Origin of the sequence: Novosphingobium sp. AP12 (genome assembly GCF_000281975.1) — a bacterium.
GTDB lineage: Bacteria > Pseudomonadota > Alphaproteobacteria > Sphingomonadales > Sphingomonadaceae > Novosphingobium.
On sequence record NZ_AKKE01000084.1, the window covers coordinates 1 to 19,806 of the forward strand.

The window sequence follows — 19,806 nt, forward strand, 5'->3', positions numbered from 1 at the left end:
CCCGCCCCCAGCCACTAGACCGGCAGGAGCGCGGGAACTTTAAGTCCCTTCGCCAAACCGATCGAAAAAGCCCGGAAACTGCCGCCGCCACTGCTCCCGAGAGCGTCGGCCCGTTCCTTGACCAGAGCCACCCGCCGCGCAAACCCACCGGGCCGCCTCGCCCTCGCGCGCGCGAAGATAACCTGCAGAAACTTGCCGATTAGGGGCATCTACGCGGCCTTAAATTACCGCTCTTTTTGCCGTTAACCACGCATAAGCGGCCTCAAGGAACTGGTTAATTCCAAGGGAATTGAGCGTTATGGCCGCACTGGAAATCAACGACGACACAGCTCGCCTCCATGGCCCGCTGCTCCAGCGCGCCGGCGCGATCGCGGCCTCTCTTTTCGACGTAGCTGCAATCGATTTTCGCGACACGTCGGACCGCAGCCCCCTGCGGCCCCGCACCCGCTGCGTGCGCCTCTCGCGCGGACCGGTTCCGGTGCTGTCGCGCGAAGGTGCGTCGCTGACCTCGATGACCTATGCCGACCCGGTCAGCGAGACCGCGCTCGCCATGCTGCTCGCCGCGATGGCCGGGCCCGAGGACCCGATCGCCGCCGATCCCGAGAGCCTGTCGGTCTTCGCGCTGGCCGAGCGTCTTGCCGCCAGCGACATCCCGGTGCTCATCAACGGCCCGACCGGCACCGGCAAGGAAGTGCTCAGCCGCTTCATCCACACCCGCTCCGCCCGCCGCGACGGCCCGTTCATCGCGGTCAACTGCGCCGCCATGCCCGAGACGATGCTGGAAGCGATGCTGTTCGGCCACCAGAAGGGCGCCTTCACCGGCGCGACGGCGGCGAGCGAAGGCTTCATGCGCGCGGCGGACGGCGGCACCCTGCTGCTCGACGAGATCGCCGAACTGCCGCTCCCGCTCCAGGCCAAGCTGCTGCGCGCGCTGCAGGAGCAGGAAGTGGTGCCGATCGGCTCGACCCGTGCGATCAAGGTGGATGTGCGCGTGATCGCCTGCGCCAACCGCGACCTGCCGACCGAAGTCGCCCAGGGCCGCTTCCGCGCCGACCTGTTCTACCGCCTCAACGTCTTCCCGCTCGAACTGCGTCCCTTGCGCGAACGGGCGGACGACATCGCCCCGCTCGCCTTCGCGATGGCGCTGCGCCACGCCGCCGGCATCGCGGGCAGCACCGCCTCCTTGCCCAGCTTCACCGAGGGCGCGCTCGCCATGCTGCGCCTTCATTCGTGGCCGGGCAACGTGCGCGAACTGGAGAACGTGGTGCGCCGCGCACTGCTGCTCGCCCACGGCGCCAGGCAGATCACGCCCGAGCATATCGTGTTCGACAGCCCCGCCCGCCTCGTCAGCGCGCCGATCGGCGGGCTCGAGATGAGACTCGTCCACCCCGCACCGGTCGACGCGATGGACAGCGACCGCAAGCTGTCGAGCATCGTCCAGCATTCGGAAGCCCGCGCCATCATGGAAACGCTCGAAGCCTGCGGCGGCAACCGCCTGCGCGCCGCCCGCGAACTCGGCATCTCGGAACGCACCCTGCGCTACCGCCTCGCCTCGATGCGTGAGGCCGGCATCGAAGTCGGCCGTACCGCGATCGGAGGCGGCCGATGAGCAGCCTTCCCGGTATCGGCGGCATGGGCGGCGGCGGCATCCAGCAGATCCTGCAGCTGCGCCAGCAGATCATCTCGCGCAACGATCTCCTGCGCGAGATCCACACCGCGCAGGCGGCCAGCCAGAACAACGGCGTCACGCAGAACCGGGGCCCGGCGAACGGCTTCACCTCGGCGCTGCAGGACGCGCTGGGCAGCGTCAACGCGGTCCAGCAGCGCTCCGAGGACCTCTCGGTTGCCTACGAGAAGGGCGAGGTCACCGACGTCGCCAAGGTCATGCTCGCCCGCCAGGAGGCCGGCGTCGCCTTCGAAGCCACCCTGCAGGTGCGCAACAAGCTGCTGTCCGCCTACCAGGACATCATGCGGATGGGAGTCTGACTAGATGACCGACCTTGCTCCCGCCTCGGGCCTTCCCGCCCCCGCCTCGATGTTCTCCGGCCTCGCCGATGCTTCGGGCGGCAGCGTCCTGACGCGCCTCTCCTCGTTCACCGCGCAGCCGGCGGTGAAGAAGATGCTGCCGATCTTCATCGGCCTCTCCGCGATCGGCGGTGCCGCGCTGACCTGGAGCATGATGGCCCCCTCGCCCCAGCGCGTGCTCTACGCCCAGCTCGACGACAGCGAGCGCGCGGGCGTCGCCGAAGCACTCGACGCGGCCCAGATCACGTACGCGATCGACAACCAGACCGGCGCGCTCACCGTTGGAGAGGGCGATTTCTACAAGGCCCGCATGCTCGTCGCCTCGGACGGCGCGCTCGCGACGCCCGAGACCGGCGACCAGATGCTCGACAAGCTGCCGATGGGCGCCAGCCGCACGCTGGAGGGCGAGCGCATGCGCTCCGCCCGCGAGCACGACCTGCAGCTGACGATCGGCCAGATCGACGGCGTGGACTCCGTGCGCGTCCATCTTGCCGAGGGCGAGAAGTCGGTCTTCGTGCGCGACAACCTCGCGCCCACCGCCTCGGTCATGGTGCGCCTCAAGTCCGGCCGCCAGCTCAGCGACGGGCAGGTCTCGGCGATCCTCAACCTCGTCGCCGCTTCGGTGCCGGGCCTTTCGCCCGACGCCGTGCGCGTCGTCGACCAGCACGGCCGCCTGCTGTCCGAGGGCCAGGGCGCCGACAACGACCGCCTCGACATGCAGGCGCGCCTCGAGGCCAAGTTGCGCGAGCAGGTGGCGCAGCTCCTGACCCCCATGCTGGGCGACGGCAAGTTCACCACCGAAACGCAGGTCCAGCTGGACATGGACCAGGTCACCGCCGCGCGCGAAAGCTACGACAAGGACGGCGTCGTGCGCTCCGAACAGCTGCAGCAGTCGCAGACCTCGGGCCCGCCGCAGGCCGGGGGCGTGCCCGGCGTGCTCTCGAACACCCCGCCGCCCGCGACGCAGGCCACTGCCGGCCCGCCGCAGGGCACCGCTCCCGCGGCTCCCGGTGCAGCGCCGGCGCCAACCAACGGCGAAAGCTCGACCAGCAAGACTTACGAGCTGGGCCGTCAGGTCTCGGTTTCCGAAACCGGCCCCGGCGGGATCAAGCGCCTGACCGTAGCCGTCGCCATCAGCGCCGACGCCATGAAGGGCGCCAAGGCCAAGGACCTCGCCGACCTCGAGGCGCTGGTCAGCGCCGCCGTCGGCGCCAACCCGCAACGCGGCGACGTGGTCAAGATCGTCACCCGCAGCTTCGAGCCTGTCACGGTCGAGGCCACGCCGTTCTACGAGACGCCATGGTTCGCCATGGTCGTACGCAATGGAGCGGCGGTGCTCGCGGTGCTCTTGGTCCTGCTGCTGGGCGTGCGCCCGGTCATCAAGGCCATGCGCGGCGACAAGCCGTCCAAGGCGAAGAAGGGCAGGAAGGGCGAAGCCGCCGATACCACCGACCAGGCGCCCGCCCAGACCGCGCACAACACGCTCACCGCCATCCCCGGCACCGATGGCGTCGCGGTCGAAGTGAGCCGCGCCGACCTGCTCGCCCGCCAGCTTGGCCTGGCCCAGCGCATCGTCGCCGAAAAGCCCGAGAGCGCGGTCCACGTCCTTCGCCAGATGCTCGCCGAACCGGCCCCCGAGGCCCAGACCAAGGCCGCCTGAGAAATGACGCAGCTTATGCCGATGCAGCCAGCGGACAGCGCCGCGGTCATGATGATGCTTCTGGCCGAGGACCAGACCGCCGAGATCCTCGCCGCGCTCGACCCGCAGGAACTGCGCCTGCTGGGCGAGAAGATGGTCGCGCTGGGCGAGATCGGGCCGGACGTGATCGCCGAGGCCATCGCCGGCTTCGTCGCCAAGACCGAGCGCATGGGCCTCGTCGCGCACGACCGCGTGGGTCAGGTCCACGCGATGATGAGCCGCGCGGTGGGCGAAGTGAAGGCCGAGAACGTCATGCGCCGCATCGCCCCCGCCGCCCCGCAGACATCGCCGCTGGAACTGGCGCGCTGGCTGACGCCGGACGCGCTCGCCCCGCTGGTCAAGGGCGAGCATCCGCAGGCCATCGCCGTGCTGCTGATCCAGCTCGACCCCGAAGTCGCCGCCGCCGTGCTCCATGCGCTGCCGCCGCAGGTCCAGCCCGAGATCGTCCATCGCATCGCCACGCTCGGCCCCGTCGCCCCGCAGGCGATCGAGATGCTGGAGGAACTGCTCTCGCGCCGGATCACCGAAAGCCACGGCCAGCGCCCGCTCCAGATGGGCGGCGCGCGCGAGGCGGCCGAGATCATCAACGGCGTCGGCAAGGTCGTCGAGAAGCACGTCATGGGCGCGCTCACAAAACGCGACAAAGTGCTGGCGCGCCAGATCGAGGAGGAGATGTTCAAGTTCGAACACCTCTTCGTGCTGGACCCGCAATCGATGGGCGCGCTGCTGCGCGACGTCGCCAACGAGACGCTCATCGACGCGCTCAAGGGCATCTCCGAGGAGGAGCGCGAGGTGTTCTTCCGCGCCATGTCGAGCCGCGCCGCCGACGGTGTGCGCGACGAGATCGCCGCGCGCGGCCGGGTCAAGCTCGCGGACGTGGTGACCGCGCAGAAGGAAGTCGTGGCGGTCGCACGCAAGCTCGCCGCCGATGGCACCATCGCGTTCGGCGCGGGCGGGGACGACGACTATGTCTGACCTCGGCTTCACCCTCGCGCAGACGACGGCACTGCATACCAGCACCGTGCGCCCCCGCGTTTCGCTGGTGGAGGCGCTGGGCCAGCCCGCCGGCTTCCGCCCCAGCGCGCGCTTCGGCGGCGCTCCCGGCCTGCCGCCCTCGCACCGCGAACTCGCCATCGCCGAGCCCGACATGCATGACCCCGTCGCCGATGCCTATGCGCGCGGTTACGCGGAAGGCCATGTCCAGGCGAGCGAGGAAGCGCAGGCCCGCGCCGCCGCCACCGATGCCGCGCGCGAGGCACTGGCGCTCTCATTCGCCCGCCTCGACGCGGTGATGGAGGAAGACCTGCGCCTGCGCCTGCGCGACACCGTCGCCGCGCTGTGCGAGGCCGCGCTGGCTCCGCTCGCGATCGACGAAGCCGCGCTTGCCCGCCGCATCGAACGCGCTGTCGGCATGCTCGCCCGTGCCGACGACGAGCGCGTGGTGCGCCTGCATCCGGCGGACATCGAGCTGGTCTCGGATCGCCTGTCCGCCGAGTGGCAGGTGGTGCCCGATCCGAAGCTCGAACGCGGCACCGTGCGCGTCGAAGGCACGATGGGCGGGGTCGAGGACGGCCCCGGAAGCTGGCGCATGGCGATCGCCGAAGCGCTGCACCAAGGGTGAACGATCGCACGGAGACGACCTGAGACGGATTCGCAGAGGCTGGAACGATGACCCATTCCCGAGACCCCGCCGCCTCGATCCTCGCCGACTTCGCCGCCGCCCCGCTCGACCTCGCGCCGCGACGGTTCGGCACCGTTACCGCCTGCGACGGCGGATTGCTGGAAGTCAGCGGGTTGTCGGTGCCGGTCGGAGCGATGTGCCGGGTCGCGGGCGGTCGGGGAAAGACTTTCCCCGCCGAAGTCATCGGTTTTCGCAACGGCCGCACGATGATGATGCTCCTGGGCGATACGATCCTGCTGCGCCCCGGCGCGCGCGTGGTGCCCGAAGGTCACCCCGGCATGCTCCCGGTGGGCGAGGCGTTCCTCGGCCGCGCGGTCGACGGCGAGGGACTGCCGATCGACGGCGGCCTGCCCATCCACACCCGGCTCGAATGGCCCGCCGGCGGCGTGCGCACGTCCGCGCTCGACCGCAGCCCGGTGCGTCTGCCGTTCGACACCGGTGTGCGTGCGCTCAACGCGATGACCACCTTCGGCGTCGGCCAGCGCATCGGCGTGATGGCGGGCTCGGGCGTCGGCAAGTCGGTGCTGATCGACATGATCGCCCACGGCGCCAGCGCGGAGATCATCATCGTCGGCCTGATCGGCGAGCGCGCCCGCGAGGTCTCGGACTTCGTCGAGCGCCACATGCACGACGCCAAGCGGCACAAGACCGTCATCGTCGCCGTCCCCGCCGACCACGCCCCGAACCTGCGCCTGCGCGGCGCCATGCTCGCCACGTCGATGGCCGAGCATTTCCGCGCCGAGGGTCGCCGCGTGCTGCTGATCCTCGACAGCCTCACCCGCGTCGCTCACGCCGGGCGCGAGATCGGGCTGCTGCTGGGCGAGCCCGGCGCGGCGCGCGGCTATCCGCCTTCCGCCCTCGCCACGATCACCAAGCTGGTCGAGCGCGCAGGCAATTCGGCGGCAAGCGGCGGTTCGATCACCGGCCTTTACACGGTGCTCGCGGACGGCGACAACCAGGACGACCCGGTGGTCGACACCGCCCGCTCGATCCTCGACGGCCACATCGTCCTGTCACGCGAACTCGCCCAGCGCGGCCAGTACCCGGCGATCGACATCGCCGCCTCGCTCAGCCGCGTGATGAACGACATCGTGCCGCCCGCGCATCAACAATCCGCCCGCAGCTTCCGCGCGCTCACCGCCAGCTACGAGGCCAACCGAGATCTGGTGCTGATGGGCGCCTACCGCACCGGCGCCGACCCGCAGCTCGACCGGGCCATCGCCATGCAAGGTGCACTTACGGGCTTTCTATGTCAGGCTCAGGGCGAGGTCGTGAACCTTGAAACCAGCGCCGCGCAGCTGGCGGGACTGCTCGGATGAGCGCCGACAAGAAGAAGCTCAACCGGCTGAATCGCCTGGAAAAACTGCGCGCCATCGCCAAGCAGACCGCGGCGACCGAGGCGGCGCAGGCCGAAAGTACCCTCGCCCAGCTGAAGATGCTCTCGGACCGCACAAGAGGCCTCGCCAGCGGCTATGCCGCCCGGCGCGACGCCAGCGACGGGGCGGCCCTGCACCACGTCAGCCGCTTCGTCGGCGGCCTGCAGGCCCTCACTCGCACCACCGACGGCGACGCCCTGCGCGCCCAGTCGATCGCCGACGCCAAGCAGCAGGCCCTGGTCGAGGCCGAACGCCGCCGCGCCGCCATCGAGGACCGCGCCGATCTCCAGGCCCGCCGCATCGCCAGCAAGGGCCAGCCCCCCGTCCTGACAAGTCGCCGGACGAATGGCACGGAACTTGAATAGAAGTCGCTGACGCCAACGAGGACAGGCCCCGCATGATTCAGACCAACGCCCCGACGCTCAGTGCCAGCGCCCTTCAGACCCTCGGCATGCCTGCGTCCAGCGCCGTGCCGGGCACGTCGGGTGCCGACTTTGCAGCGCTGATGGGCCTTACGCAGACCACGGTTGTAGTGAAAGTCGGCGCAGTCATGGGCGATGCGGCTCCGCCGACGCAGCCTGCGGAACCGCCGGAACCGACGACCTTGGGCGACGCCGTGAAGGGCGCACAGCAGGGCCTCGCCGCGCTTGCACTGCAGGCCGGAGCCGCAGTACCGCGCCCTTTGGAAAGCACTGTTCCTGGCGGCCTGAGCGTTGTCGCACAGATCGTGCGGAGCCCCGTTCCCTTGCCTGCGGGCGCGGCCGCAAAGTCGGACGGACCGGCACTTCCCGCCACGTCACAGGTCGCAATGGCCGCTGTGCTTGTACCGCCGACCCTGGCGGAGGGCACCGTAACGGCGATTGCCTCGCCGACGCAGCACGCGGTGCCCAAGCCCTTGCCGGGTATCCCGACAACGCTGCCGACCTCGGCTCCCAAATCCGAGCCCGCCACCACCGCCTTGCCTATGGCAACCGTCGCACTCACCGATGAGCCGCTGCCCATCGACGGCAAGGCCGGCAAAGCGACCGGCAAGATCTTGCCGTCCCCCGGCCTCCCGCTTCGCCGCGAGCCCGAGGCGACCATCGCCGAGGCGGAGCCGATCGAGTCTGAGGTCGTCGGCCAGATGTCGGCCGCTGTCGTTGCCGTTGTTCCCGCGATGGCCGTCGCCGTGCAGGACTCATCGGTGCCCTTGCCTATGACGCCTCAGGCCATGCCTGCCGAGCGGACCCGGGCCTTGGCCGCTGCTCCCATGCCTTCGGCCCCCTCAAGGGCCGCGCCCTCGACCGCGCCGCGCACGGCAGCCATAGCGCCGCTCAAAACCGAGGCATCCCACCCCGTGCTGGCCAAGGACGCCACGCTTGCGCAGGCCCGTGCGGTCAAGCTGGAGCCGATCGAAATCGTGGCCGCCGACGCATCCGAATCCCCGGCGCTGCTAGCCGCTGCGCTCCCGGCAGCCTCCAACGTGCCGCCTGATGCCACGAAAGCCGTGCCGCCGGCACCCGTGCGGAACGCGGTCGACACGCATGCTCCTGCGATGACTGCGCCTTCGGTGAACACGCCGGCGGCAATGCCGCCCGCAGAAGCCTCGCTGCCTACCTCGGCTGCGCCCCCTGCCCGTCCGGCTGCGACGCCTTCTGTTGCAACCACCGAACAGCCGACCGTCCAACAGGCCCCGACGCGCGCCCCCGAAAACGATGGTGCCGCGCCTGCGTCGCAGCAGGCACCAGCCGCTCCAGCGGTGCCTGGCCCGATCACGCGCGGCGCCGTCGATCAGGCGGACTTCGCCCAACCACACGCGGACGCTGCCACCAGGCCCGCTGGCCCAGCGCCGACGCAGGATGACGGCCGGCCAGCGACGACCGTGGAAGCGGAGATCACGCCGGTCGCGCAGCAATCACTTGCGCAGCCCGACGCACAGCCGATCCTCGCCGATGCGCCGATGCCGACCGCAACCCCCGCTCCCGGCGGGTCGAGCGCGCCGGCGCCCGCCCTGGCCGAGACGCCGCACGACTTCGATACCCTCGTCTCCCGCCTTGCCGAGGCGCGCGAGGCGGCGTCCCCCAATGTCGTGCGCACTGCCATGGCGCACGGCGAGTTCGGCCGCGTCTCGATGCAGCTGGATCACTCGGACGGCGGCCTTTCGGTGACGATGGCGAGCCGCGATCCCGAGTTTACCGGCGCCGTGCAGGCGGCCGCTGCCGCAATGGCGAGCAATGCCTCGGCTGGCAGCGAGCAGCCCCGCCACGACGGATCGGCGGCCCAGCAGAACAACGCCCAGAGCCAGGCTCAGACCGGCCCGCAGACGAACACAAATACCGCGGGCCAAGGCCCGCAGGCCCGCGCCGATGCTTCCGGCCAGCAGCCGCGGCGCGAGGGGGGCAGCTTCATGCGCCAGCAGAATCAGCAGCAGCCGGGTTCGCCCGCCCATGGCCGAGCCGAGCAGCGTTCGGGCGGCGGCGTCTACGCCTGATGCAGCGGAACCGGGGCATGGAACAGGGAAATGCGTGAATGAGTGACAAACCTGCCGGCGATGCCGACAAACCGAAGAAAAAGGGCAAGATGGGGCTGATCCTCGTCGCTGTGGGGATGCTCGTGGTCGGCGGCGGCGCTGCCTTCGGGCTCGTGGCTGCGGGCGTGATCGGCGGCGGCCACGCCGAGGAAAAGAAGAAGGAGGAAGGCCCCCAGCTCGTCCGCAAGGGCGAGGAAGACCCCTATGCGCCCCCCGCGAAGGAAGGCGAGGGCGAAGGTGGCGGCGCCGAAGTCGAGGGCGAAGGCGGCGACGAATATCGCACCGCCTACTTCACCTTCACCGAAGACTTCACCTCCAACCTCAAGGACTCCGACGCCATGGTCCAGGCCAGCATCGCCTGCTCCACCCGGCGCGACGGGCGCGTGCTGCAGTGGCTTGCCAAGCACGAGTTGGCGATCCGTTCGCGCCTGCTGGAAATTCTTGCCGACACGCCCGAGGACGACGTCACCAGCCTCGACGGCAAGGAGCGCCTGAACAAGCGGATGACCGCCGCGATCAACCAGGTCCTGATCCAGAAGGAAGGCTTCGGCGGCGTCGATGCCGTCTACTTCCGCAATTTCATCATCCAGTAATGGCGCCGGAAACCTCCCCCCCGGCGCTACACTGCGCCGAACTGCTCGGCGCCGGTCCCTCGATCGGCGACATGGTGCGCCCGCTGGCGAAACTCGGCGAGAAGCTGGCGCGCACGCTGCCCGCAGGACTCGGCCGCCTGACCGGCGGTGATGCCCCCGTGGTGCGCATCGGCATCCCCGCGGAGGGCACGCTGGACAGCATTGCTGGCGAGGATGTCTCCCTCACCGCGCATAGCCTTATGGGTCTAGGCCCACGGCGCATGCCGTTGCTCGCGACGTTCGAGGCGGCGCCGGTGCTGCGCCTGCTCGACCGCGCGTTCGGCGGGCGCGGCGTGGTGCCGGACCCGATGCCCAGCGCCTTCCCGCTCTCCGCCGAACTGCTGCTCGCCCGCATCGAGGACGCGATCGCCGCCGCGCTCAGCGCCGGGCTGGGCGGCGACGCGACGCATAGGGTCAGCCCGCTGCGCCGCGACACCGACCTGCCCCAACTCGCCCCCTTCGCGCCCGCCGAGCCGCTGCTGCGGATCGTGCTGGAGATCGAGGAAGCCGGCACACAGCCCTGGTCGCTGGCACTCGCCTTCCCGCTGTCGACGCTCGCCGCCGCGCTCGTGGTGCCGCGTCGCCAGCGCCGGGTGGCCGTTCGTACCCCTCGCCCCGGCCCCGGCGAGGAGCCCTTCGCCTCGATGCCGCTGGAGGTGACCGCCGTGCTCGTCGACATGAGCCTGCCGTTCTCGCGCCTCTCGGCGCTGCGCCCGGGGGACGTGCTGCCGGTGACAGTGGCGCGCTCGGTGCCGCTGCGGGTCGACGGGCGGACGATCGCCACCGGCACCGTCGGCGAAGTCGAGGACCGGGTCGCGGTCCAGCTCCAGCATGCGTTCTGATTTGGAAAGATGGAAAAGATGAGCATCCACTCCCGCGGCCTGGATTTCCTGCGCGACGTCGACGTGCGCCTGTCAGTCGAGCTGGGCCGCACGCAGATGAAGCTCAAGGACGTTCTCGCGCTGGGGCCAGACAGCCTCGTCATGCTGGACCGTATGACCGACGAGCTGCTCGACGTGCTGGTCAACGGCAAGCCGATCGCCAAGGGCGAGGTCGTTTCGCACAACGGGCGCTTCGGGCTGCGCATCGTCGAGATGCTCGGCATCGAGGAGACCGCCGCACCGGGCGACGCTCTCGGGCTGCCCGATGGCGGCCTCGGCGGGCAGGAGTAGGCCGCGATGCTGTGGTACGTGCTCAAGCTCCTCGTGCTGCTGCCGCTTATCGCGGCGCTGGTCTGGGGCTGCCTGAAGCTGGCCCGGACGGTTCAGGCGCGGGTGGGGGTGGGCACCGGCTCGAAGTCGATCCGCATCGTCGAGACGACCATGCTCTCGCCGACGCTGAAGCTGGCGGTGATCGAGTTCCATGGGCGCGAGATCCTCGTCTCCGTGTCGCGGCAGGGTCTGGCCCGTCTGGCCGAGGCGCCGGCTAGGGTGCGGGTTCAGGGAGAGGGAGAATGACGCGGGAAGGTAAAGCGGCGGTATTGGCTGCCCTCCCCGCTCTTCTCCTATCAGCCTCCGCCCGCGCGCAAGCCGCCGCGCCCGCACCCACGGCCATCCCCGGCGCTCTGGACCGCGCATTCGGCTCGCTCGGCGGGACCGGCGGGCCGGGCATGAACATGTCGCTGCAGTTGCTGCTCATCATGGGGCTGCTGACGATCCTGCCCAGCCTGATCCTGATGATGACCAGCTTCACGCGCATCCTGGTGGTGCTCTCGATCCTGCGGCAGGCGATCGGGCTGCAACAGTCGCCGCCCAATCAGGTGCTGATCGGGCTGTCGATGTTCCTTTCGATGTTCATCATGGCCCCGACGCTGGAGCGGGTGAACGCCGCCGCCATCGCGCCCTACTCGGCGGGCACCATCAACGCCGAAACCGCGATCCAGAACGGTGGGCGCGAGTTCCACGCCTTCATGATCCGCCAGACGCGCGAGCGCGACCTGATGATGTTCGCCCAGATGGCCAAGGCCCCGCGCTTCGCCTCCTCCGCCGACGTGCCGTTCTCGATCCTGATGCCCGCTTTCGTCACCAGTGAGCTGAAGACCGCGTTCCAGATCGGCTTCATGCTGTTCCTGCCGTTCCTGGTGATCGACCTCGTGGTGTCGTCGGTGCTGATGAGCCTGGGCATGATGATGATGAGCCCGATGGTGGTCTCGCTGCCGTTCAAGCTGCTGCTGTTCGTCATGGTGGACGGGTGGTCGCTACTGATGGGCTCGCTCGCGGCGAGCTTCGGGTAGCGCCGTGGAGGACATCTCCGCCCTGCTAGCCCTTGCCGACCGGATGCTGTGGGTGACCGCGCTGGTCGCCGCGCCCGTGCTGCTGGCCTCGCTGGCGGTGGGCCTCGTCATCGGCGTGATCCAGGCGGCGACTTCGGTGAACGAGCAGACGCTGACCTTCGTGCCCAAGCTGGCGGTGATCGCGCTGGTGCTGGTGCTGCTGGGCGGCTCGATGATGACGCTGATCGCCGACTACACGCAGGATATCTTCGCGCAGATCGCCCGGACCGGGCAGGCGGAACAGGTCTCGCCGTGATAGGAATGGACTTCGGCTTCGGCGCGCTCGAGGCCGAGTTCTGGCGGCTGGTCTTCGTGATGACGCGGATCGGCGCGGCGCTGGTGGCCGCACCGCTGTTCGGCGCGGTGACCGTACCGCCGCAGGCGCGCGTCATGGTGGCCGGTGCGGTGGCGGTCCTCGTCTGCGCGTGGACGCCGGTGGCGGCGCCCGCCGCGATATTCTCCGCGCCGGGCATCCTGATGGTGCTGGGCGAAGTGCTCGTCGGCCTGACGCTGGGCTTCGTTCTGCAACTGTCGTTCGCCGCGCCGGTGATCGCGGCCGAGATCATCGGCGGCGGCATGGGCATGAACATGGCCGTCGCGATCGACCCGGTCGGCGGTACGCAGTCGCCCGCCATCGGCCAGTATTTCATGGTCGTGCTGACGGTTGTGTTCCTGGCGCTGGGCGCGCACCTGCAGTGGTTCGCGCTGGTGGTGCGCTCCTACGAGGTGTTCCCGCCCGGCCAGACTTGGCTGGGGCCGGAGCGCTTCGCCCTCGTCGCCGGCTTCGCCTCGCAGATGCTGCTGACCGCCGTCGCCATCGCGCTGCCCGTCACGCTGGTGCTGCTGGTGGTGCAGCTGGTGACCGGCGTGCTGAGCCGCTCGGCGCCTGCCCTCAACCTGTTCTCGCTGGGCATGCCTGCGGGCGTGCTGGGCGGGATCGCGGCGCTGATGATTGCGGCGCCGGTGCTGACGGACATGGTCTCGCGCCTGTCCGAGGAAGCGCTGGCCCATGTCGCCGAGGTGCTGGCGCGATGAGCGAGCAGGAAGGCGAGAAGAGTTTCGCGCCCAGCGAGAAGCGCAAGCGCGACGCGGCGCAGCGCGGCGACGTCATCCGCCCGCGCGAACTGGCGATCGCTGCCTCGATGGCTATCGGCGGGGCATGGCTGCTGCTGGCGGGGCCGTGGGTGCTCGACCTGTCGGAGCGGACGCTGCGCAAGGGCCTCTCGTTCGATCGCGCCTCGCTCGACGACTTCAGCCCCGGCGACATGCTGATCGACGCACTCGTCGCCGGACTGCCGCCGATCGCGGTGCTGGGCTGCGCAGTCATGGCGGTGTCGCTGATTGCGCAGCTCGGCTTCGGCGACGGGCGCTGGGTCGGCGGCAACCTCGCCCTCAAAGGCTCGCGCATCAACCCGATGTCCGGGCTCAAGCGCGTGTTCGGACCCTCGGGCTGGATCGAGATGGTCAAGGGCCTCGCCAAGGTCGGCCTGCTCGGGGTCATCGCCTGGACCTGGGCGGACGGGCGCATCGACGCCTTCGCGCGGCTGGGGCGCGGCGATGTGATGGGCCAGCTCTCCTGGGCCTGGAGCACGATCGTCCTGCTCATGTTCTGGCTTTCGGGCGGCCTGCTGCTGATCGCGCTGTTCGACCTCCCGATCCAGATCGTGCGCCGCATGATGCGCCTGCGCATGACGCTGCAGGACGTGCGCGACGAGTCCAAGGAAAGCGAAGGCGCGCCCGAGAAGAAGGCGATGATCAAGGACCGCCAGCGCAAGATCGCCATGGGCGGGCTGGTCCCGGCGATGAAGCAGGCGCAGTTCGTGGTCACCAATCCGATCCACTTCGCCGTCGCGCTCGCCTACGATCCCAGCAAGGCCGGCGCCCCGATCGTCGTCGCCAAGGGCCGCGGCGATAAGGCGCTCGCCATGCGTCAGCTTGCCGCGGAGGCCGCGCTGCCGGTGCTCGAGTATCCCGCACTCGCCCGCTCCGTGTTCTACACCACCCGCGAACAGCAGGTGATCCGCGAGGAGCATTACGTCGCCGTCGCCGCCCTCCTCGCCTTCGTGCTCGCCCTGAAGCGCGGCGAAAAGCGCGCGCCGCCGCAGGTTTCCGTGCCGGTGACGCTGCGCTTCGACGCGGACGGCCACCTCGATCCGAAATCGGTCTCCTGATCCTTCGCTCCCTTAACCCCGCCCTCCCGATGACGTTTTAGGAACCATGGTAAGCAGCACCACCTCCGTGACGACCACGTCCTCGCTCGCAACCGCGCTCGGCGGGGGCAGCGGCGTGGACATGACGGCGCTCGCCAACAACCTGGCGACGGCGCAGTTCTCCTCGCGCAACGACCGGCTCGCGGCCAGGTCCGACAAGCTCGATGCACAGATTTCGGCTGCTTCCAACATCAAGTCGCTGATGCTCGGGCTGGACACCTCGCTCGGTTCGCTGGTCCGATCGGGCAACCTCGCCCGCACGCCGACGATCGGCAACGGCGGCGTCGCCAATGCCACGCTGTCGGGCAGCAGCCAGCCCACCGGCAGCTATTCGCTCGAAGTCACCAAGCTCGCGGGCGGCCAGCAGCTGGCGAGCGCTCCTTTCGCGGCGACCAGCAGCCCGGTCGGCTCGGGCACCCTGACGCTGAAGTTCGGCACCGTCTCGGGCAGCAGCTTTGCCCAGGATACCGGCCACGCCGCCGTCGACATCACGATCCCCCAGGGCGCCACCCTGGCCGACATCGCGACCGCCATCAACGGCGCCAATGCCGGGGTCAGTGCTTACGTCACCAACACCGTGGACGGGGCGCAGCTGGTGCTGAAGGGCGCCGAGGGCGCGGCAAACGGCTTCGTTCTGGAAGCGGGCGACCCGACCCTCTCGACCCTCGCCTGGAACCCCGCCTCGACCAGCGGCAAGCTGCTTTCCGCTGCCGGCGACGCCGCCTTCAAGGTCGACGGCCTCGCCATGACCGCAAAGTCGAACACCGTCACCGACGCGATCCCCGGCGTGAAGCTGCAGCTTTCGGGCATGAACACCGCCGCCCCGACCACGGTCGCCTTCTCGGACCCGACGAGGGCGATCGCCAGTTCGATGCAGGATTTCGTCGACGCGCTCAACGAAGTCGTCGGCGCGCTGAACAATGCCACCACCATCGGCGGCGACCTCGCCAACGATGCAGGTGCTCGCGCGCTCAAGCGTTCGCTGTCCTCGCTCGGCTCGACCATCATCATGCCCAGCGCCACGGGCGCTGCGAAAACGCTTGCCGACCTGGGCCTGAAGACCCAGCGCGACGGCACTTTCGCGCTCGACACCGACAGGCTGTCGGCGACGATGACATCGGACCCGCAGGGCGTGACGGCGATGTTCACCAACGGCGTCAACGGCGTCTACGGCACGGTGGACCGCATCTACCGCGCCGCCGTCTCCACCAGCGACGCCTATTCGCTCGGCAGTTCGCTTGCCAGCTACACCAAGAACAAGACGAGCATTTCCAGCGAGAAGAGCACGCTGGCCGAGCAACAGGAAAAGCTGCGCGCCCGCCTCGTCTCGCAGTTCACCGCGTCGGAAACGCGTATCGGCGCGTCGAAGTCGACGCTCTCGATGCTGACGAACCAGATCGCCCAGTGGAACAAGAGCAGCTGACATGATGCTCCTGACATCCCCCCAGGAAGCCTACCGGCGCGTCGATTTCGACGCGCGCGTCAGCGGCGCCGGGCCGGCCGAACTTGTGCACCTTTGCTACGAGCACCTCGTGAGCGCGCTGGGCACCGCCGTCCACGCCGACCGGCGCGGCGACAACTGCCTCAAGAGCCGTTCGATGACCCGCGCGCTGACTGCGATCACCGCCCTGCAGATGGGCCTTGCCGGCGGCGAGGGAATCGCCGGTGCGCTCAGCCAGCTCTACGAAGCCGCGCGCCGCACCGTGCTCGACAGCGCGCTGCAGTTCGATTCCGAACGGATCTCGGTCCTGCGCGAAGACTTCGTCGAGATCGGGCGCGCGCTGAAGGGCGGATAAGCCCATCGGTCCGGCCCGTAAGCACCCGTTTCGGTGTTTGCGTAGGGCCGGGAAAACGCCGGGTTAGCCGAGCACAACCCCGGGTTGGCTCGGTTTCGGAGCAGGTCGGGCGCGCGGCCGGCAAGCGATGCGAGTATCTCCCTAGGCACAAATCCAATGGGAGACTGGCCGTGGACCTCATCTCGAACCTCATCCTGATCGACAGCGACATGCGCCGACGCGCCGCGATCAGTCACGTGCTTTCGGCGGGCAATATCCATGTCGAGCCGTTCGAGCACGTCACCGAACTGGCCGCGTCGTGGCCGCGTTCCGGCGTGGTGCTGATCCATGACGAACCCGGCGCCATCGAAGACCTGATCGACAGCATGGCCCGCCACGGCGAATGGTTTCCGATCATCGCCTTCAGCGAGCAGCCGGGCGCTTAGCGCATCGTCCAGGCCGTGCTCGACGGCGCGATCGACTACATTGCCTGGCCCATCAGCCCCGAGGAACTGGTGGAAAACCTCGCCAAGGCCATCACCCGCGCCGAAGGGCTCGGCAACGCCAAGCTGCGCGAAGTCATGGCCCGCGCCCGGGTGGACCGCCTGACCCGCCGCGAGCGTGAGGTGCTGGGCGGCGTCGCCAGCGGGCTATCGAACCGCCTGATCGGCGAAAAACTGTCGATCAGCCCGCGCACCGTGGAAATCCACCGCGCCAACATGCTCAACAAACTGGGCGCCAACCATACCTCCGACGCCATCCGCATCGCCATCGAGGCGTCACTGGTGAACTGATGAGGCGGTTTTCCGTAACTGCACCTAAGGCGACGTGAACCCGACGTTAGCCATGCCTGGATAAAACGAACCTGTCGGCACCCAGAAAGCCGACATCCGTACCCGCAGTCTCCTGAGCGCAGGCCTGGTCGTAATCCCCTCCCGACCGGGCCTGTCGCGCTTTTCATGAGGTGCCGGTGACAAATTCAGGCGCAGAGCACTCTTGAGGGCCAGCACTCCGACACCAAGCCATTCTCAACCGCGCGGTTGTCTGCAAGCGGCCTTCCGCGCGGTCGAACGGCGGCGAGGCAACAGGCTGGCTAGCCAACTGAACCCCAACTCGGCCGGCATGCATTGAAGAGCGCCGCCCCCGCAGTCACCGCGCAAACCAGTCGCAACCTGCCGGCACATCCGCAACTCGCGCGATGGTGGCGAAATAGGCTAGGCGGAGATGCCCAGTGCCCGGCGCAGAAACGCGACGTAGCTGCCGCGAAAGTCGCGCACGACCTCTGCTTTCTGGCCCACGATGTCGAAACCATGGAATGCGCCGTCGACCACCTTCAACGTGCAGGGCACGCCAGCTTCGCGAAGCCGGTCCGCGTAGGCCACGTCTTCATCGTAAAACAGGTCACAGGTTCCGACGCCGATCCAGGTGGGCGGCAGCCGGTCCATATGCGCGCGCCGGGCAGGCGCGGCGTAGTCCGGCACATCGTCCCCGCCGGGGGATCGACCGAGGTAGGATGTCCAGCCCAGCAGGTTGCTCCGGCTGTTCCACAGGCGCAGGCTGGACTGATCGACGTCGGTGCGCAGCGCGGTGCGATCGTCCAGCATCGGATAGATCAGCAGCTGCCCAGCGACCGGAACCTCGCCGCGATCATGGGCGTAAAGCGTGAGACCGGCCGCCAGCCCCGCGCCCGCGCTGTTGCCGCCGATGACAACACGGTCCGCATTGACGCCAAGCGCCTCCGCACCGTCGTGCAACCATCGCAGCGCGGCGTAGCAGTCATCGAGCCCGGCCGGATAGGGATGATCGGGGCCAAGTCGATAGGCCACGGCCACCACGACCATCCCCAGGTCACGGCAAAGCGCGAGGTTGTTCGCTTGGTCCTGCTCGGGCGTGCCGATGATGAAGCCGCCGCCGTGTATCCACAGCATCGCGGGCCTGCCGCTGCGCTCGATATCGGGCGCATATACGCGCACCCGCACGGCGGCATTGCCCGATGGTCCAGGTATCGTGACGTCGCGAATGGTCACGCCGGTCACCGCCGGTGGCCGAGGCACGCCCCGGATACGCTGGACGAACCGGGCAAAGCGAGCGAGCCCCGGCGTGAAGCCGAAGCGCGGGATGATGCGCGCCGCGCGGCGCAGTTCGGGGTGGAATTCAGCCATGCACGGTTAGTGACGGCGCAGCCGGCCTGCCGCAAGCGAGCGGCCGAATGAACGCCGGCCCGGTATCCGCGCCGAAGTCCTGCGCCCTCAATGCAGCCGCATCGAGGTGGGCGCCGTCAGGGTGTCTCCGCCCTGCGCGGCTCTTTCGATCCGGCCAAGGACGGCCGAGACGTGCGCGCCCAGAAGCGCCAGCGCCAGCGTCGGCCCCTCGGCCAGCGCCTCTTCCGCACCATCGCCGTTCACCACGCTGGCGAGACAGGAATCGTGCGCCCCGCGCGAGAGCATGAAGCGTGTGTCGCGCCCCATGATCTCCAGCACCGCGCTCATCCCGGCCCCGCAGTCCAGCATGGCATGAACGGCGACCGGGTCGAACCCGCTCTTGTCGCCGATCCGCCTGCCGACACCGCTCAGTGTCAATTCGCGCACCGCTTCGCGCACACGATCGATTTCCTCGCCGGGACCGCTGCCTGCGCAGTCGTGAAGGAACTCACGCAGGCGCTTTGCTCGCGTACGGTCGCCGGTCAATTTGTCTGGGGTACTCGCCATCTCTTTGTTTTTCTCGCGTCCGAAGGGGTGCGCCAAAGTCCCGAAGTGCCGCTTTGCGTCAATACGCAGATCCCGCGTGCAAAGAAACACCGTCCCGCATTGCTACAGTCTACGACGACGATGTGAAAGCTCGGTATATGGCCCCCTCCGGATGCCGTAGCGGCTCATCCCGCAGGAATCACGGGTTGGCGATGGCGTCCAGACGCTCTGCCACCCAATCCGGCTCGGTCAGCATGAGGTCGTGGCCGGTATCTATGTCCCAGACGCGGCCCTCGGAGCGCGCCTTGAGAAGCGCCATGTCGCGCCCTGGTATCGTCGATGTGCAGATGAGGTGGCTCTCGGGAATCGCGCGCATCGCGGCCTCGTTGGTGAAGGTGATCTTCTGGGCGAAGCACTTCCACGGCTGTGCGGTCAGCCGCGCGTCGGTCCATGCGCCGAGCTCGGGCTCGGTCACGCCGAAGAAGCTCGCCATGCCCGGCATCGGCGGCATGACCAGTTCCACGCCGTCCACCTCGTGCAACCCCTGTCTGGCCTGGTGGATCATCGGATAGGCATGTTCATAGAGCGATTCCCCGTCCACCGGATAGGCGGCGTCGAGGTAGACGCGGTGGCCGACGCGCTCCGGCTTGCGATCGGCGATGCCGGTGATGACCATGCCGCCGTAGCTGTGACCGACGAGGATCGCGTCCGTCAGGTCCTCGTACTCCAGCAGTTCGGCCACGTCGGTGATATGGGTGTCGAGATCGATCGCGTCGCTCATCAGGTGCTTGCGGTCGGCCATCCCGGTGAGCGACGGGGCGTAGACTTCATGGCCCATGGCGCGAAGCCGCTGCGCCACCAGCTTGTAGCACCACCCGCCGTGACCGCCGCCGTGAACCAGTACGAATGTCGCCATAATCCCTCTCCCACTTTATAAGTT

General features: G+C 69.0%; 23 protein-coding genes. 20 read left to right on the top strand and 3 right to left on the bottom strand.

Annotation, left to right across the window (positions count from 1 at the left end):
* Positions 1-298: 298 nt before the first annotated feature.
* The 20 genes from PMI02_RS13740 (at position 299) to PMI02_RS27985 (ending at position 16,973) form a co-directional block, all read left to right on the top strand.
* Positions 299-1,609 (top strand): sigma-54-dependent Fis family transcriptional regulator, encoded by a 1,311-nt coding sequence (locus tag PMI02_RS13740; protein WP_007683653.1) that lies wholly within the window; start codon positions 299-301, stop codon positions 1,607-1,609.
* Entirely contained in the window at positions 1,606-1,986 is a 381-nt protein-coding gene (fliE, locus tag PMI02_RS13745; protein WP_007683655.1) for a flagellar hook-basal body complex protein FliE, read from the top strand. Before PMI02_RS13740 ends, fliE begins: the two co-directional genes overlap by 4 nt.
* 4 nt (positions 1,987-1,990) lie before the next feature.
* Entirely contained in the window at positions 1,991-3,685 is a 1,695-nt protein-coding gene (gene fliF / locus PMI02_RS13750; RefSeq protein WP_007683656.1) for a flagellar basal-body MS-ring/collar protein FliF, read from the top strand.
* 3 nt (positions 3,686-3,688) lie between these two features.
* Positions 3,689-4,699, top strand: coding sequence for a flagellar motor switch protein FliG (gene fliG / locus PMI02_RS13755; protein ID WP_007683658.1), 1,011 nt, complete (start codon positions 3,689-3,691; stop codon positions 4,697-4,699).
* Positions 4,692-5,345, top strand: coding sequence for a FliH/SctL family protein (locus PMI02_RS13760; protein ID WP_007683660.1), 654 nt, complete (start codon positions 4,692-4,694; stop codon positions 5,343-5,345). Before fliG ends, PMI02_RS13760 begins: the two co-directional genes overlap by 8 nt.
* Positions 5,346-5,392: 47 nt before the next feature.
* Entirely contained in the window at positions 5,393-6,724 is a 1,332-nt protein-coding gene (locus PMI02_RS13765) for a FliI/YscN family ATPase (protein WP_007683662.1), read from the top strand.
* Positions 6,721-7,146: a hypothetical protein gene (locus PMI02_RS13770; RefSeq protein WP_007683664.1), complete on the top strand. Its 426-nt coding sequence runs from the start codon at positions 6,721-6,723 to the stop codon at positions 7,144-7,146. Before PMI02_RS13765 ends, PMI02_RS13770 begins: the two co-directional genes overlap by 4 nt.
* Positions 7,147-7,178: 32 nt before the next feature.
* Positions 7,179-9,251, top strand: coding sequence for a hypothetical protein (locus tag PMI02_RS13775; RefSeq protein WP_007683667.1), 2,073 nt, complete (start codon positions 7,179-7,181; stop codon positions 9,249-9,251).
* A gap of 38 nt (positions 9,252-9,289) precedes the next feature.
* The gene (fliL, locus tag PMI02_RS13780; RefSeq protein WP_007683670.1) at positions 9,290-9,883 is read left to right on the top strand and encodes a flagellar basal body-associated protein FliL; all 594 of its coding nucleotides are present in this window, start codon (positions 9,290-9,292) and stop codon (positions 9,881-9,883) included.
* Positions 9,883-10,764 (top strand): FliM/FliN family flagellar motor switch protein, encoded by an 882-nt coding sequence (locus tag PMI02_RS13785; RefSeq protein WP_007683671.1) that lies wholly within the window; start codon positions 9,883-9,885, stop codon positions 10,762-10,764. Before fliL ends, PMI02_RS13785 begins: the two co-directional genes overlap by 1 nt.
* 18 nt (positions 10,765-10,782) lie before the next feature.
* The gene (gene fliN / locus PMI02_RS13790; protein WP_007683673.1) at positions 10,783-11,094 is read left to right on the top strand and encodes a flagellar motor switch protein FliN; all 312 of its coding nucleotides are present in this window, start codon (positions 10,783-10,785) and stop codon (positions 11,092-11,094) included.
* Between the two features lie 6 nt (positions 11,095-11,100).
* Entirely contained in the window at positions 11,101-11,379 is a 279-nt protein-coding gene (locus PMI02_RS13795) for a flagellar biosynthetic protein FliO (RefSeq protein WP_007683675.1), read from the top strand.
* On the top strand, positions 11,376-12,155 hold the full coding sequence (fliP, locus tag PMI02_RS13800) for a flagellar type III secretion system pore protein FliP (protein ID WP_007683677.1): 780 nt from the start codon (positions 11,376-11,378) through the stop codon (positions 12,153-12,155). The genes PMI02_RS13795 and fliP overlap by 4 nt, the downstream gene beginning before the upstream one ends.
* A 4-nt stretch (positions 12,156-12,159) precedes the next feature.
* On the top strand, positions 12,160-12,450 hold the full coding sequence (gene fliQ, locus PMI02_RS13805) for a flagellar biosynthesis protein FliQ (RefSeq protein WP_007683679.1): 291 nt from the start codon (positions 12,160-12,162) through the stop codon (positions 12,448-12,450).
* Positions 12,451-12,455: 5 nt separating this feature from the next.
* A complete protein-coding gene (gene fliR, locus PMI02_RS13810) occupies positions 12,456-13,229 on the top strand; it encodes a flagellar biosynthetic protein FliR (protein WP_007683681.1) in 774 nt (257 codons plus the stop codon).
* Positions 13,226-14,365 carry a flagellar biosynthesis protein FlhB gene (locus PMI02_RS13815; protein WP_007683683.1) on the top strand — a complete coding sequence of 380 codons (1,140 nt, stop codon included), beginning with the start codon at positions 13,226-13,228 and terminating at the stop codon, positions 14,363-14,365. Before fliR ends, PMI02_RS13815 begins: the two co-directional genes overlap by 4 nt.
* A 46-nt stretch (positions 14,366-14,411) precedes the next feature.
* Entirely contained in the window at positions 14,412-15,827 is a 1,416-nt protein-coding gene (gene fliD / locus PMI02_RS13820; RefSeq protein WP_007683685.1) for a flagellar filament capping protein FliD, read from the top strand.
* A 1-nt stretch (position 15,828) separates the two neighbouring features.
* Entirely contained in the window at positions 15,829-16,200 is a 372-nt protein-coding gene (gene fliS, locus PMI02_RS13825) for a flagellar export chaperone FliS (protein WP_007683687.1), read from the top strand.
* A 170-nt stretch (positions 16,201-16,370) separates the two neighbouring features.
* Positions 16,371-16,625 carry a hypothetical protein gene (locus PMI02_RS27980; protein ID WP_007683688.1) on the top strand — a complete coding sequence of 85 codons (255 nt, stop codon included), beginning with the start codon at positions 16,371-16,373 and terminating at the stop codon, positions 16,623-16,625.
* A 15-nt stretch (positions 16,626-16,640) separates the two neighbouring features.
* On the top strand, positions 16,641-16,973 hold the full coding sequence (locus PMI02_RS27985) for a response regulator transcription factor (protein WP_007683690.1): 333 nt from the start codon (positions 16,641-16,643) through the stop codon (positions 16,971-16,973).
* A gap of 420 nt (positions 16,974-17,393) precedes the next feature.
* Here PMI02_RS27985 and PMI02_RS13835 read toward each other — a convergent pair whose 3' ends face one another.
* The 3 genes from PMI02_RS13835 to PMI02_RS13845 all read right to left on the bottom strand — a co-directional run bounded on the left by PMI02_RS13835 (position 17,394) and on the right by PMI02_RS13845 (position 19,782).
* Positions 17,394-18,341 carry an alpha/beta hydrolase gene (locus PMI02_RS13835; protein WP_007683691.1) on the bottom strand — a complete coding sequence of 316 codons (948 nt, stop codon included), beginning with the start codon at positions 18,339-18,341 and terminating at the stop codon, positions 17,394-17,396.
* A gap of 87 nt (positions 18,342-18,428) precedes the next feature.
* The gene (locus tag PMI02_RS13840; RefSeq protein WP_007683692.1) at positions 18,429-18,887 is read right to left on the bottom strand and encodes a hypothetical protein; all 459 of its coding nucleotides are present in this window, start codon (positions 18,885-18,887) and stop codon (positions 18,429-18,431) included.
* Between the two features lie 178 nt (positions 18,888-19,065).
* Positions 19,066-19,782, bottom strand: coding sequence for an alpha/beta fold hydrolase (locus PMI02_RS13845; RefSeq protein WP_007683694.1), 717 nt, complete (start codon positions 19,780-19,782; stop codon positions 19,066-19,068).
* Between the last annotated feature and the right edge of the window lie 24 nt (positions 19,783-19,806).